Source organism: Pseudomonas corrugata (assembly GCF_050920615.1).
GTDB lineage: Bacteria > Pseudomonadota > Gammaproteobacteria > Pseudomonadales > Pseudomonadaceae > Aquipseudomonas > Aquipseudomonas corrugata.
The window spans coordinates 5,549,873-5,565,509 of sequence record NZ_CP130434.1 but is presented as its reverse complement, the minus strand read 5'-3'; the positions used below and the strand labels follow the sequence as shown (position 1 = coordinate 5,565,509).

At 61.3% G+C, this 15,637-nt stretch carries 11 protein-coding genes; 4 read left to right on the top strand and 7 right to left on the bottom strand.

All coding sequences use genetic code 11. The features are described 5' to 3' along the window. Positions 1 to 3 precede the first annotated feature (3 nt). From QZH45_RS24800 to QZH45_RS24790, 3 genes are read left to right on the top strand one after another with little or no spacing between them, the layout of a single operon-like run. Complete coding sequence (locus QZH45_RS24800) at positions 4 to 2,196, top strand: FUSC family protein (RefSeq protein ID WP_055135910.1); 2,193 nt, start codon at positions 4 to 6, stop codon at positions 2,194 to 2,196. Further along, positions 2,186 to 2,386 carry a DUF1656 domain-containing protein gene (locus QZH45_RS24795; protein WP_024780658.1) on the top strand — a complete coding sequence of 67 codons (201 nt, stop codon included), beginning with the start codon at positions 2,186 to 2,188 and terminating at the stop codon, positions 2,384 to 2,386. The genes QZH45_RS24800 and QZH45_RS24795 overlap by 11 nt, the downstream gene beginning before the upstream one ends. Before the next feature lie 10 nt (positions 2,387 to 2,396). Then, positions 2,397 to 3,260 carry an efflux RND transporter periplasmic adaptor subunit gene (locus QZH45_RS24790; protein WP_024780657.1) on the top strand — a complete coding sequence of 288 codons (864 nt, stop codon included), beginning with the start codon at positions 2,397 to 2,399 and terminating at the stop codon, positions 3,258 to 3,260. 1,575 nt (positions 3,261 to 4,835) lie between these two features. On the opposite strand, the gene QZH45_RS24785 is transcribed toward QZH45_RS24790, so the two are convergent. Both QZH45_RS24785 and QZH45_RS24780 read right to left on the bottom strand, forming a co-directional pair. Beyond that, positions 4,836 to 5,660, bottom strand: a complete 825-nt coding sequence (locus tag QZH45_RS24785; protein WP_053191668.1) for an SDR family oxidoreductase — start codon at positions 5,658 to 5,660, stop codon at positions 4,836 to 4,838. A gap of 41 nt (positions 5,661 to 5,701) precedes the next feature. Then, on the bottom strand, positions 5,702 to 6,166 hold the full coding sequence (locus QZH45_RS24780) for a hypothetical protein (protein WP_024777599.1): 465 nt from the start codon (positions 6,164 to 6,166) through the stop codon (positions 5,702 to 5,704). A gap of 167 nt (positions 6,167 to 6,333) precedes the next feature. Between QZH45_RS24780 and QZH45_RS24775 the strand changes: the two genes are divergently transcribed. Continuing rightward, positions 6,334 to 9,096 carry an RHS repeat-associated core domain-containing protein gene (locus QZH45_RS24775; RefSeq protein ID WP_053191666.1) on the top strand — a complete coding sequence of 921 codons (2,763 nt, stop codon included), beginning with the start codon at positions 6,334 to 6,336 and terminating at the stop codon, positions 9,094 to 9,096. Between the two features lie 100 nt (positions 9,097 to 9,196). Here QZH45_RS24775 and QZH45_RS24770 read toward each other — a convergent pair whose 3' ends face one another. The 5 genes from QZH45_RS24770 to QZH45_RS24750 all read right to left on the bottom strand — a co-directional run bounded on the left by QZH45_RS24770 (position 9,197) and on the right by QZH45_RS24750 (position 15,615). Then, positions 9,197 to 10,648, bottom strand: coding sequence for a mannose-1-phosphate guanylyltransferase/mannose-6-phosphate isomerase (locus QZH45_RS24770; RefSeq protein WP_024777601.1), 1,452 nt, complete (start codon positions 10,646 to 10,648; stop codon positions 9,197 to 9,199). Positions 10,649 to 10,864: 216 nt separating this feature from the next. After that, a complete protein-coding gene (locus tag QZH45_RS24765; RefSeq protein ID WP_024777602.1) occupies positions 10,865 to 11,530 on the bottom strand; it encodes an alginate O-acetyltransferase AlgF in 666 nt (221 codons plus the stop codon). Positions 11,531 to 11,544: 14 nt separating this feature from the next. Then, positions 11,545 to 12,720 (bottom strand): alginate O-acetyltransferase, encoded by a 1,176-nt coding sequence (locus QZH45_RS24760; RefSeq protein WP_024777603.1) that lies wholly within the window; start codon positions 12,718 to 12,720, stop codon positions 11,545 to 11,547. A gap of 11 nt (positions 12,721 to 12,731) precedes the next feature. Then, positions 12,732 to 14,297, bottom strand: coding sequence for an MBOAT family O-acyltransferase (locus QZH45_RS24755; RefSeq protein ID WP_024777604.1), 1,566 nt, complete (start codon positions 14,295 to 14,297; stop codon positions 12,732 to 12,734). 193 nt (positions 14,298 to 14,490) lie between these two features. Continuing rightward, positions 14,491 to 15,615 carry a mannuronate-specific alginate lyase gene (locus QZH45_RS24750; RefSeq protein WP_024777605.1) on the bottom strand — a complete coding sequence of 375 codons (1,125 nt, stop codon included), beginning with the start codon at positions 15,613 to 15,615 and terminating at the stop codon, positions 14,491 to 14,493. Between the last annotated feature and the right edge of the window lie 22 nt (positions 15,616 to 15,637).

The following is a 15,637-nucleotide window of genomic DNA, read 5'->3' as shown; positions in this document are numbered from 1 at the left end:
CACATGACCCCTTTAATGATTCCCTTACGCTGGCTCTATCGCCTCGAATGGCGCCGTGGCTTCTTCGACTGGGCCCGCAGCGATGGGGTGACCTGGGTTTACATCTTCAAGGTGCTGTTTGCTGCGTTCCTGACGTTGTGGCTGGCAATGCGCCTGGAGCTGCCGCAACCGCGCACGGCCATGATCACTGTGTTCATCGTCATGCAGCCGCAGAGTGGTCAGGTGTTCGCCAAGAGCTTCTACCGCTTTCTCGGCACATTGGCCGGTTCGGCAGTGATGGTGGCGCTGATCGCGCTGTTCGCCCAGAACACCGAATGGTTTCTTGGCTGCCTGACCCTCTGGGTTGGTGTCTGCACGGCGGGCGCGGCGCGTCATCGCAACTTCCGGGCCTACGGCTTTGTGTTGGCCGGCTACACCGCGGCAATGATCGGCCTGCCGGCCCTGGCCCATCCGGAGGGGGCGTTCATGGCGGCACTCTGGCGGGTGCTGGAGATTTCCCTGGGTATTCTCTGTGCCACGCTGGTCAGTGCCGCTATTGTGCCGCAAACCGCCAGCGCGGCCATGCGCAACGCCTTGTACCAGCGCTTTGGGGTGTTTGCACTGTTCGTCACTGATGGTTTGCGCGGGCGTAGCCAGCGGGATGCATTCGAAGCCGCCAACGTGCGTTTCATTGCCGAAGCGGTGGGCCTGGAGAGCCTGCGTAGCGTGACGGTATTCGAAGACCCACACATGCGCCGACGCAACGGCCGGCTCAGCCGCCTGAACAGTGAGTTCATGGGCATCACCACGCGCTTCAATGCCTTGCACCAGTTGCTCCAGCGCTTGCGCGCCGGCGCCATCGATCATGTGGTGGACGCCATCAAGCCCGGTCTGCAGAACCTCGCCGAATTGCTGGACGGCTTCAGCGCACGGGCCTTGACCGATATGGACGCGGCGCGGCTGGCCCAGGCCTTGGCCCGCTTCAAGGCTGACTTGCCTGCACAGGTGCGTGAGTTGCGGGCCGCGTTCCAGGAGACAGAACCGAGCAACGCGCAGTGGCTGGATTTCCACACCGCCTACGAACTGCTCTATCGCTTCGTCGATGATCTGCACGGTTACGCCCTGACCCATGCGTCCCTGGCCGAACACCGTCACGAACGTGAACACTGGGACGAGCCGTTCCTATCGCAGACCAACTGGCTGGCCGCCGCGGCTTCGGGGTTGCGCGCTGGCTTCATTCTGCTGGTGCTGGGCAGCTATTGGGTCGCCACGGCCTGGCCGAGCGGCGCAACCATGACGATGATCGCCGCCGCCACGGTGGGCTTGTCGGCCGCCACGCCGAACCCCAAGCGCATGGCCTTCCAGATGGCGTGCGGCACGTTGCTCGGGGCGCTGGTCGGCTTCGTCGAGATGTTTTTCATCTTCCCGCTGATCGATGGTTTCCCGCTGCTCTGCGTGATGCTGGCGCCGGTGATCATGTTCGGCTCGTTTCTCAGTTCGCGGCCGCAATACGCCGGGGTTGGGCTTGGATTGCTGATCTTTTTCTGTACGGGGTCGGTGCCCGACAACCTGACGGTGTACAACCCCTACACCTTTATCAACGATTACCTGGCGATGATCCTCGGCATGCTGGTGTGCGCCGCCGCCGGGGCGATTATCCTGCCGCCCAACAGTCGCTGGCTGTGGCGCCGGCTCGAACAGGATCTGCGCGAGCAAGTGGTATTTGCCATCAGCGGCAGACTCAAGGGGCTGGCATCGGGCTTCGAGAGTCGCACCCGCGACCTGTTGCATCAGGCCTATGGCCTGGCGGCGGGACAACCTGCTGTGCAACGGGAGCTTTTGCGTTGGATGTTCGTGGTGCTGGAGGTCGGTCATGGGATTATCGAGTTGCGCAAGGAGCAGGCGATCCTGCCGGTGCACCCGGCCTACGCCGAGAGCCAGCCGTGGCGCCAGGCCATCCGCGTGATGGGACGAGCCCTGGTGCGGCTGTTCCGCCAGCCGAGCCAGAGCAATCTGGAGCGTGCCCTGGTGGCGGTAGACCAGGCCATCTGCCGCGTGCAGGCCACCGACGAACCCTTCGCCCCGCATTTCGATACCTCGGCCCTGCGTCGGGTGAAGAGCTACCTGCATTTCATCCGCACTTCGCTGCTGGATCCGCAATCGCCCGTGGTGGCCTTCGCCGCTGCGCTGCCCCAGGACCGTCAACATGCCTCGTGAAATCGCCTTCCATGGCGTGTACATGCCCACTTTGACCTTGATGTTTTTCCTCGCCGCAGCGTTGGCCTGGGCCCTGGATCGTTTCTTGTCGGGGCTGGACCTGTATCGCTTTTTCTGGCACCCGGCGCTGTTGCGCCTGAGTCTGTTTACCTGTCTGTTCGGTGCCCTGGCACTGACGGTATACCGTTGAGATCGATGCAATGAAAAAGTTTTTCAGTCTGCTTGCGACGCTGCTGGTGCTGGCCCTTGCGCTGTGGATCGGTCGTGCATTGTGGGTTCATTACATGAATACACCCTGGACCCGCGATGGTCGGGTACGCGCCGACATCATCAACGTCGCCGCCGATGTCAGTGGCGAGGTGGTGGAGGTGCCAGTGCATGACAACCAGCAGGTGAAAAAGGGCGACCTGCTGATGCGCATCGATCCCGAGCATTACCGTATCGCGGTCAAGCAGGCGCAATCCCTGGTGGCATCGCGCAAGGCGACATGGGAAATGCGCAAGGTCAATGCCCATCGGCGCGCCGACCTGGACAGCCTGGTGATTTCCCGGGAAAACCGCGACGACGCCAGCAACATCGCCGACTCGGCCCTGGCTGATTACCAGCAAGCCCAAGCGCAACTGGAGGCGGCTGAATTGAACCAGTCGCGCACTGAGGTTCGCGCTGCCGTGGATGGCTATGTCACTAACCTCAACGTGCACCGTGGCGACTATGCGCGCATCGGCGAGGCGAAGATGGCGGTGGTCGATATGAATTCGTTCTGGGTGTATGGCTTCTTCGAGGAAACCAAGCTACCCAAGGTGCGGATCGGCGACTCGGCGCAGTTGCAGTTGATGAGTGGCGAGGTGCTGAAGGGACATGTGGAAAGCATCTCCCGCGGGATCTACGACCGTGACAATCCGGTCAGTCGCGAGTTGATCGCCGAGGTGAACCCGACCTTCAACTGGGTCCGCCTGGCCCAGCGGGTGCCGGTAAGGATTCATCTCGACGAAGTGCCTGACAGCGTGCTGCTGGCGGCGGGGATGACCTGTACGGTGGTGGTCGAGCCCCGGGCCGGCAACTGAGGGCCTGAGAACGCCACAAATCCCTGTGTGCGAGCCTGCTCGCGATGGCGGTGGGTCAGTTGCAGGAGAGGTTGCCAGTGCCGTCGTCATCGCGGGCAAGCCTTGCTCCCACAATGCTTCCTGCATGTGCGAGAGACTAGTGTTCACCGCCAATCTCTGTGGGAGCCGAGCTTGCTCGCGATGGCGGTGGGTCAGTTGCAGGAGAGGTTGCCAGTGCCTCCGTCATCGCGGGCAAGCCTTGCTCCCACAATGCTTCCTGCATGTGCGAGAGACTGGTGTTCACCGCCAATCTCTGTGGGAACGAGCCTGCTCGCGAAGCGGTGGGTCAGTTGCAGGAGAGGTTGCCAGTGCCGCCGTCATCGCGGGCAAGCCTTGCTCCCACAATGCTTCCTGCATGTGCGAGAGACTAGTGTTCGCCGCCAATCTCTGTGGGAGCCGAGCTTGCTCGCGATGGCGATGGGTCAGTTGCAGGAGCGGTTGCCAGTGCCGCCGTCATCGCGGGCAAGCCTTGCTCCCACAATGCTTCCTGCATGTGCGAGAGACTAGTGTTCGCCGCCAATCTCTGTGGGAGCGAGCCTGCTCGCGAAGCGGTGGGTCAGTTGCAGGAGAGGTTGCCAGTGCCTCCGTCATCGCGGGCAAGCCTTGCTCCCACAATGCGTCCTGCATGTGCGAGAGACTAGTGTTCGCCGCCAATCTCCGTGGGAGCGAGCCTGCTCGCGAAGCGGTGGGTCAGTTGCAGGAGAGGTTGCCAGTGCCGCCGTCATCGCGGGCAAGCCTTGCTCCCACAATGCGTCCTGCATGTGCGAGAGACTAGTGTTCACCGCCAATCTCCGTGGGAGCGAGCCTGCTCGCGAAGCGGTGGGTCAGTTGCAGGAGAGGTTGCCAGTGCCGCCGTCATCGCGGGCAAGCCTTGCTCCCACAATGCGTCCTGCATGTGCGAGAGACTAGTGTTCACCGCCAATCTCTGTGTGAGCGAGCCTGCTCGCGAAGCGGTGGGTCAGTTGCAGGAGAGGTTGCCAGTGCCTCCGTCATCGCGGGCAAGCCTTGCTCCCACAATGCTTCCTGCATGTGCGAGAGACTGGTGTTCACCGCCAATCTCTGTGGGAACGAGCCTGCTCGCGAAGCGGTGGGTCAGTTGCAGGAGAGGTTGCCAGTGCCGCCGTCATCGCGGGCAAGCCTTGCTCCCACAATGCTTCCTGCATGTGCGAGAGACTAGTGTTCGCCGCCAATCTCCGTGGGAGCGAGCCTGCTCGCGAAGCGGTGGGTCAGTTGCAGGAGAGGTTGCCAGTGCCTCCGTCATCGCGGGCAAGCCTTGCTCCCACAATGCGTCCTGCATGTGCGAGAGACTGGTGTTCGCCGCCAATCTCTGTGTGAGCGAGCCTGCTCGCGAAGCGGTGGGTCAGTTGCAGGAGAGGTTGCCAGTGCCTCCGTCATCGCGGGCAAGCCTTGCTCCCACAATGCGTCCTGCATGTGCGAGAGACTGGTGTTCGCCGCCAATCTCTGTGGGAGCCGAGCTTGCTCGCGATGGCGGTGGGTCAGTTGTCGATGGGCTTCGCCGGAACCATGCCGTTTCGATTAAAGCGACCGACCGAGCCCGAATCGCTTCATCAGGCCTTTCTCCAGCATCCCTTTGGGCAGTAATCCCGCCATCAACGGTAGCGCCCGGCTTCCATTGCCCAGGCGCAGCAGACGGGGTGGTCTGGGTTGTTGCACGGCCTTGAGCAGCCCGGCGGCGAATTCGCTGGCGGGTGTGGGGTTGTCCTGGGACGCTTTGGCCCGGGCGCGGATACCATCGCGCAGGGGCCACCAGGGCGATTGTTCGTGGAGCAATCGTTCGGCTTCATGTCCGGCGTTCTTCGCAAAGCTCGAGGCAATGGCGCCGGGCTGCACCTCCATCACGCGGATGCCGAAGGGCGCCAGTTCCATGCGCAGCGCATCGCTCAAGGCATGCACCGCGGCCTTCGAGGCGCAATAAGCGCCGGCAAAGGGTGTCACCAGCACACCGGACACGCTGCCGATATTCACCACCAGACCCTTGGCCCGGCGCAGTACCGGAAACAGCGCCCGGGTCACGCCGACGATGGCGAACACGTTGGTTTCGAACTGACGTTGCATCGCCGGTACGCCACCGTCCAGCAGTGGACCCATGGCGCCGTAGCCGGCGTTGTTTATCAGCACTTCGAGGCCGCCGTGCTGCTGGTTGATCCGTTCGCTCAATTGCTCCAGGGCCGGACCATCGTTCACGTCCAGTTGCACCGCGGTGAACCCGGCGACGCTGAGTTGGGCCACGTCCTCAGCTTTGCGGGCACTGGCCCAGACCTGATACCCGGCGACCTTGAAGGCCTCGGCGAGGGCGCGGCCGATGCCGCTGGAACATCCGGTAATCAACGCAACGGGCATGGCGCGTTCCTTGTGCGGAAAAAGGCGGAGGAAGAAAGAAATCAGTCGGAGAAACTACCCTGCAATCGCTCAGCGCGAAACTCCAGGGTCTGCGGACGGTAGCCGGGTCGCAGGGGGGGCAGGGGCAGGCAATCCTGCCAGTCCTTGCCCGCCTGCAATTGACCAGGTCCCCGATAGCGCGGTGCGCTGTAGGGCGTGTCGGCCAGGTTGATGGTATCGCCGGGGGCGTAGGCCGCGATTCGCCAGCGCAGTTCAACCAAGGGGACGTCGTTGCCGTTGTTCATGTTCAGCAACAGCGGGCGATCGGCCGGGCAGCGTTCGGGAGCATAGGTGATGCGCAGCTCCAGGCGCGCCAGTTGCCGGGTTTCACGGTTTTCCTGCCAGACCACCCAGGCGGCGACCAGCCCCAGGCCGACGAACGCTGCCAGGGACACCGGCAGCGCCTTGGCCGGATAGCGCAGCAGCAGGATCAGCCAGGTAATGACCAGCAAGACGCCGATAAGCATGTTCGAAGCCTCCGTTACCGTCATTCCATCCTACCGAAGGGGACGAGCGATGCCTATCTCATCCATTCCGCTCCATCGGTCGTCACTGTTATCTCTGACAGTAGTCACCAGGGATTGCCCCTTGTTAGATGTCGGCCAGACCGTACGACTATCAGGAGGCCTGGGGCATGAGCATGGATCACGGTACGCCGAGGCTGATTGCGGTGGATCCAAGGTTCCTGCCGGTCCGTTCGGTCGATTACTGCCGCACGCTCGAGCGAGAGCCCGCGCAATCGCGGGTCAACCGCAGCCTTTTCGACCTGGCCGGACGCGCGGTCAAGCAATGGGACCCGCGACTGTGGGCCCTGCAACAGGACGATGGGGCGACCCCGGCCAATCTTTCGACGGTGTATGCGCTGTCCGGCGCCGTGCTGCTTGCGAACAGTGTCGATGCGGGCCGGCAGCTCGACCTGCCCGGGCTCGCCAGAGAAAGCCTGCGGGGCTGGGATGGCCGGGGCACGCAGCGGGACGTGGCCTTCGACGACTTGCTCCGTCCGGTGGCGGTGTTCGAGCATGCTGGGGGGCAACCGCGCACCTGCGTCGAGCGTATGCAATATGGCGCTCCAAGCCACGGCCTACAGGCCTTCAATCAGTACGGACAATTGATGCGCCACGATGACCCGGCGGGCACCTTGTCGCTGGAGTCCTTTGCCCTGACTGGCCAGAGCCTGGCCCTGAGCCGACGTTTCAGCCTGGACGGGGTCATGCCGGACTGGCCGGCATCGGAAGCTGATCGCGAATCCCTGCTTGAGCCTGGTGACGGCGCTTTGTCGACGTGGCGTCTTGGTCCGCTGGGCGATGTGCTGGAGCAGGTCGACGCCAGGGGCAACCGTCAGCGCCAGGCGTTGACCCGTGAGGGCCGGTTGTCCAGCAGCCAATTGCTGCTGCAGGGCCAGGGCCAATGGCAATCGCTGGTGAGCGAGATCGACTACAACGCCGAAGGTCGGATCGAACGGGAAATGGCCGGCAACGACGTGCAGACCACGCTCACTTATGCCCCTGAAGACGGATGGCTGATGGAGCGCCATGTCCGGCGGGCCGGCCAGTCTTTGCAACACCTGATCTACGCCTACGACCCCATGGGCAACGTACTGGGGGTCGAGGACAAGGCCCTGCCGGTGCGCTACTTCGCCAATCAGCGTATCGACCCGGTCAGTCGTTTCCGTTACGACAGCCTCTATCAATTGATCGAGGCCAGCGGATGGGAGGCGGGTGCTCAGAGTCAAGGACCTGTGGGCCGGCTCGACCCGGCCGCGTTCAGCAACTACCGACAAACCTATCGCTACGACGACAGCGGCAATCTGCTGGAACTGACCCATGTCGGGACGCAGAACCATGGTCGTCAGTTGCGCGCGGCGCGCTACAGCAATCGTTGCCTGCCGTACCGTAACGGGGTGCCGCCGACAGAGGAGGAGATCGCTGCGGCGTTCGATGCGCGGGGTAACTGCCTGGTGTTGGAGAGCAGTCGGACCCTGGCCTGGGACCTGCGCAACCAGCTGTGCTCGGTCACGCCGATCAAGCGAGAGTCGGGGTTCAATGACAGCGAGACCTATATCTACGATGGCGGCGGTCAGCGGGTGCGCAAGCTTCGTACGCTGCATAGCGGAGCCCGGATCCTGGCCGCCGAGGTGCGTTATCTGCCGGGACTGGAACTGCGCGCCGACAGCGGCACCGGGGAATCACTGCAAGTCATCATCGCCCAGGGCGGGCTCGGCAGCGTGCGGGTCTTGCACTGGGAAAGCACGCCGCCTTCAGGAACCAATGACCGCTATCGATACGGTTTTTCCGAGCACTTGGGCTCGATCGGCCTGGAGCTTGACCGTGATGGACGAATCATCAGCCAGGAGCACTTCTACCCCTTCGGTGAGACTGCATTTCTGGCTGGTGACGATGTGATCGAGGTCAGCTACAAGACGGTCCGCTATTCGGGCAAGGAGCGGGATGCGACGGGGCTTTACTATTACGGCTATCGTTTCTATGTACCGTGGTTGCAGCGCTGGGCCAGTCCGGATCCGGCATGGTCGATCGATGGGCTGAATTTCTATCGGATGGTTCGCAACAACCCGATCACGCTGTCCGACACCGATGGCAGGATACCCACCGGTGCTGCGCCCCCTCCGCCCCCCATGCGTCCTTCCGGCTCACCGCCGCCCCCGCCGCCTCCGTCCATGGGCGGTCCGCCGCTTCCTCCTGGGCCTGGTCCCCAGCAACTCATCAAAAAAAAGTGGGTCATTGAAAAAGATCCGGCATTGTATAAACAACAGGGAGGTGAATACCCTTACTACTCTTCATTCTCAATAGCGCTTCAGAAACTGAATATTGAGCACTACAGTTCGATTGCTGATATGGCAACGTTCGTGAATGCATGGCGTGATATCGGGCGTAATATGATTCCACCCGCCAGAAACATAGATCATGAAAAGGCCTTGGAGGTTCAAGGTGTGCTTGGGGAAATAGATGCACAATGGTCTGGATATCGTCGCGCAGAGGTGAAGGAGGTTTTTCGCGGAGACTCGCCGGCCATACTGAATAGCTATCCATGGCTTGCGACCTTTGCAAAAAAGGGCGGTGACAGCGCGATAGAAAAAACAATGAACCTGGAGATCCATTCTCCACTGATAATGTCCACGGCAAAAGATCCAGGGATGGGGTACGTTTCCGGTAAATCAATAATGTGGCACTTCCAGCTGGAACCTGGACATGCGGGTGTGTCTGAGGGACTGTATGCGTCTGAGGGCGAAGTGACGTTTCCGCTGTATAACAAAATTCAAATAGTTTCCCTGCATTACATTCCCAAAGGAAAGTCCTATATGAATAATGCAGAACGATTCGGAACGGCGCATCGATATGTGATAAAAGCGAGAATGTTGCCCCGTTCAAAATCCAGATAAGTATCAGAGATACGAATGCAGCAACTAAAAAGCCCCCACCCAACCCGCTGCGGATAGGGGACGCAGTGGGCTGGATGGGGGCTTCTTGTCTTGCTGATCGTTACTGCGCGATGGTTTTCACCGACACGCCGCGTTCGATCGGGGTTGAGCGACCGTAGATGTCTTCGAAGCGCTCGATGTCGTCTTCGCCCAGGTAGCTGCCGGACTGCACTTCAATGATTTCCAGCGGGATCTTGCCCGGGTTGCGCAGGCGGTGAACCGACGCGATCGGGATGTAGGTCGACTGGTTTTCGGTGAGCAGGAACACGTTCTCGTCGCAGGTCACTTCGGCGGTGCCACTGACCACGATCCAGTGTTCGGCGCGGTGGTGGTGCATCTGCAAGGACAGACACGCACCCGGCTTGACCGAGATGTGCTTGACCTGGAAGCGCCCGCCCATGTCCACCGAGTCATAAGAGCCCCACGGACGATAGACTTCGCAGTGGTTCTGGGTTTCGGTGCGACCCCGGGCATTGAGGGTGTTGACCATTTTCTTGACGTCTTGGACCTTGTCCTTGTGGGCAATCATCATGGCGTCCTTGGTTTCGACCACCACGATGTTTTCCAGGCCGATCACCGACACCAGTTTGCCGTTGCCATGGATCATGCAGTTGCGGCTGTCCTGGACCACCACGTCGCCCTTGGTGACGTTGCCATCGGCATCCTTGGGGTTGACTTCCCACAGCGACGCCCAGCAGCCGACATCGCTCCAGCCTGCCGACAGCGGCACCACGCAGGCGCGCTGGGTCTTTTCCATCACGGCGTAATCGATGGAGTTGTCCGGGCAGCAGGCGAAGGTGGCTTCGTCGAAGGTGATGGTGTCCGCTGTCTGTTCACTGCGTTCCAGGGTCAGCAGGCAGGTGTCGTAGATATCCGGATCGTGCTTTTTCAGCTCTTCGAGGAAACGGCTGGCGCGGAACAGGAACATGCCGCTGTTCCAGAAGTAACCACCGGCGTCGACGAACTCGGTGGCGCGCTTGACATCGGGTTTTTCGACGAAATGCGATACACGGCTCACACCTTCAGGCAGCAGCGCATCGTTGGTCGACTTGATGTAGCCGTAGCCGGTTTCCGGTTTGGTGGCCGGTACGCCGAACAGCACCATTTCGCCACGCTCGGCGGCCACGGTGGCCAGGGCCAGGGCACGTTGCAGGGCTTTCTGGTCTTCGATCACGTGGTCGGCCGGCAACACCAGCATCAACTCGTCGCGACCTTCGTTGACCAGCATCATCGCGGTCAGCGCCACCGCTGGCGCGGTGTTGCGGCCGAACGGTTCCATCAGGATACGCTGGGCTTCCAGATTGCGACCGTTCAACTGCTCATTGACGATGAAACGGTGGTCTTTGTTGCAGACCACAATCGGCGTATCCATGCCTTCGAACACCAGGCGTTCGAGGGTCTGCTGGAACAGGGTGTGTTCGCCGGTCAGGGCCAGGAACTGTTTAGGGAACTGCTTGCGCGAAAGCGGCCAAAGACGTGAGCCGCTACCACCTGACAAGATCACCGGAATCATGTGTGTTACTCCTTTGAAGCGTAATGGTTATAGAGCTACTGCGTTCTGTCGTTTCACTCTTGTTTTTGTTCCGTACCCGAATGACGCCTCGGTTCAGTGTGGGAGCAGGCTTGCTCGCGAAAGCTGAGTATCAATCGACATCAATGTTGAATGTCATACCGCAATCGCGAGCAGGCTCGCTCCCACGCAGGTGTAAGCGTCAGTCGAGTGAATCTGTCAGCGGGTCGACACTGGACGCTTTACCCAGACCGGCGACAAGCTGCTTCCGGAGCCGGTGACGTACAGCACGGCCGCTTCGCCACGCTCCAGGGCCACGGGCTTGAGGTCGCCGACTTTCTTGTCGCCCTCGAACAGCGCCAGGCTGACTTTCACCGGATTGATTTCACGCTCGCCACGGCCCTTGGCCGCGACGTTCGGCACCACTTCGGTCTTGCCGTCGGCGGTCTTGAGGGTCAGTGCCTTGTCGGTGAGGTTCTGCACACGCACCAGGGATTTCTGCTTGTTCTTGAACGGTGGTTCTTCGATCAGTTGCGGCTGGCCGCTCGCGTTGTTGACCAGGGTGTAGTAGTGATCGGGAGCCAGTTTAACCGGAACGGTCTGGCTGCCCACCTTGGCGCTGTAGTCGCCACCGGGCATGAAGCTGAAGTCACTGCTGGCCAATGGGGCTACGTCGTTGAGGTTGGTGCTGCCGACGGTGGCGCTGACTTCGCTGTTGCTGGCGTTGTAGACACGCACGAAGCTCGAGCCTTTTGGCGCGACTGGGCCGTACAGGGCCGAATCACCGGCAAAGGCGGTGAAGGAAAGGGCGCTCATGCTGGCAACCAGGGCAACGGCCTTGAAGGAACGAGCGGCGAGACGGCGAGGAGTAGTGTTGAAAGTCATGGTGGACCTCTCTTTCAGTTTTGCGCCCGGTCGGGCGTCTCGGATTGAGTGTTGGCGGCAACGTTCTGTTGGCGCACACCGGCTTGTTTGAGCTCTGCGACCCACTGCGGGTCGGCGTCGCCGATTTCGTTGTTCACGGGCAGATAACGTTCAGGAAACTCCCAGATCAGCACTTGCGGAGGGCTGTTCTTGAAAGCGTCGCTCTTGAGGTAGCTGAGCATCGGCAGAATCGGGCCATGGCCGTCTTCGGCGTAGTTCACGACGTCGCTGTGCAGGGCTTGCTTGAGTGCACCGACGAAGTTCCAGTTGGGATTGGCGCTGTAGCTGGTGCCGATCAGGGCCACGGGAACCTGGGCGTCGGCAAACAGCGCGTCGTCGCCGACCGGCTGGTCGTCGGCTTCGCGGGTGACGCGTTTGACCAGCGGCTCCTGGGCCGGCATCAGGTTTTCGAACAGCGGGTCCAGGGGCAGGAACTGGCGCAGGTCACCCTTGTGGGTGATTTTTTCCACAGGCTCGGTGACGAAACGTTGTGGCTCGCCGTTCAGGGGCGCACGCTCGGCAATGGCCTTGGCAATGTTTTCGGCTGCGACCTGGGCGCCTTCCGGGGTCCAGTGGGTGTCGGTGCGCAGGAATACTTGCTGGCCGCTTTGCTTGGCCTGTTGCAGCGGGCCGAGCAGGTCGGGGGCGAGGATCTTGTCGGCTGCCACACGGGCATGGAAGTCCTTATAGAGATTGGCGTGAATGCTCGCTGGTTTCACTTCACCCAAGTGCTCCGGATATAGCCGCGCCTTGGCCGGCACGATTGCCATCACCAGAGTGATGCCCTGTTCCTTGAGTTTCTGGCGTACGCCTTCGACCAGCGCATAGTTGCCTTGCAGGTTCAGCTCTTCGTTGACGATCGGGTTGAACTCTTCGTCGCTGTACAGCCACTGGTCACGGCCGAGGACCACGCCTTTGCGGCCCTCGTTGAACAGCTTGTAGTCCAGCGCGGCCCAGATGTTGGTGCCCAGGCGCTTGATCGGGAACTCGTCGTCGTAGTGGGTTTCGACGGCCTTGGTCCAGCGCCCGTTGAGCACGGTGGCATCGGGGTTGGTACTGAAACCGAAGAAACTGCGCATCGACCACAGGCCCAGGACCGCGAGGATCAGCAGGAACAGTGCGATGTAAAAGATGCGTAATGAGCGGGTCATGTTCAGATCCCTCAGAACTGGAAGTAAAGGAACGGCGAGAAGCTTTGCGCCGAGAGTTTGAGAATCGAAGCGATGAACAGCAGCAGCACCAACGCACGCATGACATAGCGCGGCCAGTCCGCGACCCAGTAGGCCGGTTGCACCTGGGCCTCGACGCCCACGGTGTAGCCCGGCTCGTGGATCTGTGCCGGGTTGTCGCCCGGTACGGCCTTGATCAGCCCCGGTTGTGCAGTGGCCGGGCCGTTGGCCTCGGTGTTGACCTCCGGCTTGGTCTTGACCGGCGGACGATTGGTGTAGAAGTCACGCAGGCCGAAAAAGGCGAGGGTGATGTAGGCCACCACCAGCGTGGCGATCTGCAGGCCGGTGAGGTTGGCGCGGGTCAGTTCCGACAGCGACCAGTCACCGAAGCTGAACATGGCGCCGTACATACGACCGGCCACATGCAGGTTCTCGGCACGGAAGATCACCCAGCCCATGACCACCAGCAGGAAGGTCAGTGCCCACCGGATCGGGTTGAGGCTGCGTGGCGTGGTGTTGATGCCCACGGCCTTCTCGATGGCCAGCCAGATACCATGCCAGGCGCCCCAGATCACGTAGGTGATGTTCGCGCCGTGCCACAGACCACCGAGCAGCATGGTCAGGAACAGGTTGCGATAGGTCATCAGCGTGCCTTTGCGGTTACCGCCCAGGGTGATGTAGAGGTAATCGCGCAGCCAGGTCGACAGGCTGATGTGCCAGCGCCGCCAGAACTCGGTGATGGACTGGCTGATGTAGGGCTGCTTGAAGTTTTCCATGAAACGGAAGCCCATCATCAGGCCCAGGCCGATGGCCATGTCGCTGTAGCCGGAGAAGTCGAAGTACAGCTGCGCGGTGTAGGCCAGGGCACCGAGCCAGGCATCGCCGGTGGTCGGGTTCTGCAGGGCGAAGCAATGGTCGGCCACCACCGCCAGGGTGTCGGCGATGAACACTTTCTTGATGAAGCCTTGCATGAAGCGCGTGCAGCCTTCGGAGAACTTGTCCAGGGTGTGGGTGCGGTTGTTGAACTGGTCGGCCAGGTCCCGGAAACGCAGCACGGGGCCGGCGATCAGGTGCGGGAAGATCGCCACGAACGCTGCGAAGTCGATCAGGTTGCGGGTCGCCGGGGTGTCACCGCGGTAGACGTCGATGATGTAGCTGATGGACTCGAAGATGTAGAACGAGATCCCGATCGGCAACAGCACGTGGGTCAGGATGAAAGGTTCGAGACCGAAGCTGGTCATGATCGCGTTGAGGCTGTCGACCCCGAAGTTGGCGTACTTGAAGTAGCCCAGAATGCACAGGTCCACCGCCACGCCGAGCAACAGCCAGCGCTGGGCCGGCTTTGTGCGCACGCCGGCGGCACCGACTTTCAGGCCGATCCAGTAGTTCCACAGGGTCACGGCGGCGAACAGCGCCAGGAAGTCCACCCGCCACCAGGCATAGAACACGTAGCTGGCGATCAGCAGCAGCAGGTTGCGATAGCGTTGCCCACTCAAGTAGTACAAGCCGAGAAAGATCGGCAGGAACAGGAACAGGAACACGTTGGATGAAAATACCATCCCGATCTCTCCATGTTGAATCAACAGTCAAGGGCCAGAGCCCCCCCAAACCCCCCCATGAAAAAGGGCGGTGATGATCGTTCCCACGCTCTGCGTGGGAATGCCTCTACGGACGCTCCGCGTTCGGCTTTTCGGGACGCAGAGCGCCCCCGGCTGCATTCCCACGCAGAGCGTGGGAACGATCAGCGGTGAATCAGCTTCCTTTGCTACCTTTTTCGCTGGCCGGGTCATACACCTTGGTCAAGTCCCCGCCGAGGCGGAAAGTCTTGAATGGTTGCATTTCATGCTTGCGCTCCAGCACATCCCCGGAGCAGGCGTATAGGCTGCAGAACGGTTCGAGCCAGGCGAATTTCGAATCGATTTTCAGATCCTTCATGTCCTGTTCTTCGCCGTTCTTCTCCTCGAAGATGTCCGGGTCTTTCACCCCGGCCAGCACCCGGTCACCCAGGCGCTTGAGGGCGCCGTTATTTTCCTGGCGCAGATCCACACCATTGACCTGGGCGAAACTGGCGATCATCGCCAATGGCGGCAGGGCGTAGTTGTGATAGGACAGGGCCCTTTGCTTGCGCTTGAGTTCGTTGGGCAGGAAACCGTCGGCGTCGATCTGGTTGACGCCGACCTTGTATTCCTTGACGGCCCAGTCGAACAGATCGCGGCGGTTGGTCGCGACCGAGGTGGCCATCACCGACCAGGCGGCCCAGTAAGAGTGGTTGTTGGTCTTGTCCAGCGGCAGGTTGTCCCAATCGCTGACCACCTGATCGGCCATCTTGCTGAACCAGCTCTCGATCAGTTGCGCCTGCTCCTGATGGTTCGCCAACGGATGCGAGTCGGAGAACTTCAGGCGTACATAGGCCGAAGCCATGCTGCCCAGGGCCCATTTGCGCATGGACTTGCCGGTGTGGTTGAAGTCCTTGGACATCAGCGCATCGGCCTTGGCCCAGGTTGTCAGCCAGTTCAGGGTGCATTCCAACTGCTCAGGACGGCCGTCACGCATGAACTGCATCACTTGCTTGCTGACGCCGCGTTCGATCTTGGTGATGTCGGCGGTGCTGTCGCGAAAGGCTTTTTCCGATCGCACGTTCAACGTCGCACGGGCTTTGTCGGAGCCCTCGTATTTGCTGCGAAACTGCAGGGGGCCGGTATAAGGCGCCGGCACGGCATCGCAGCCTCGGGCGGAGTCGCCGGCCTTGGTCTTTTCGATCGGTGCGAAGTAACCCTGCGGCGGGCGCAGCGGGGCCGCGGCCTGGGTGGCCCCGGCGAACATCGCCAGGGTCAGCAGGGACGGCGCCAGCAGCGTCTTCAACGTTCGATTGCGCATGTTCCTGGTCATAAAGCGAGAC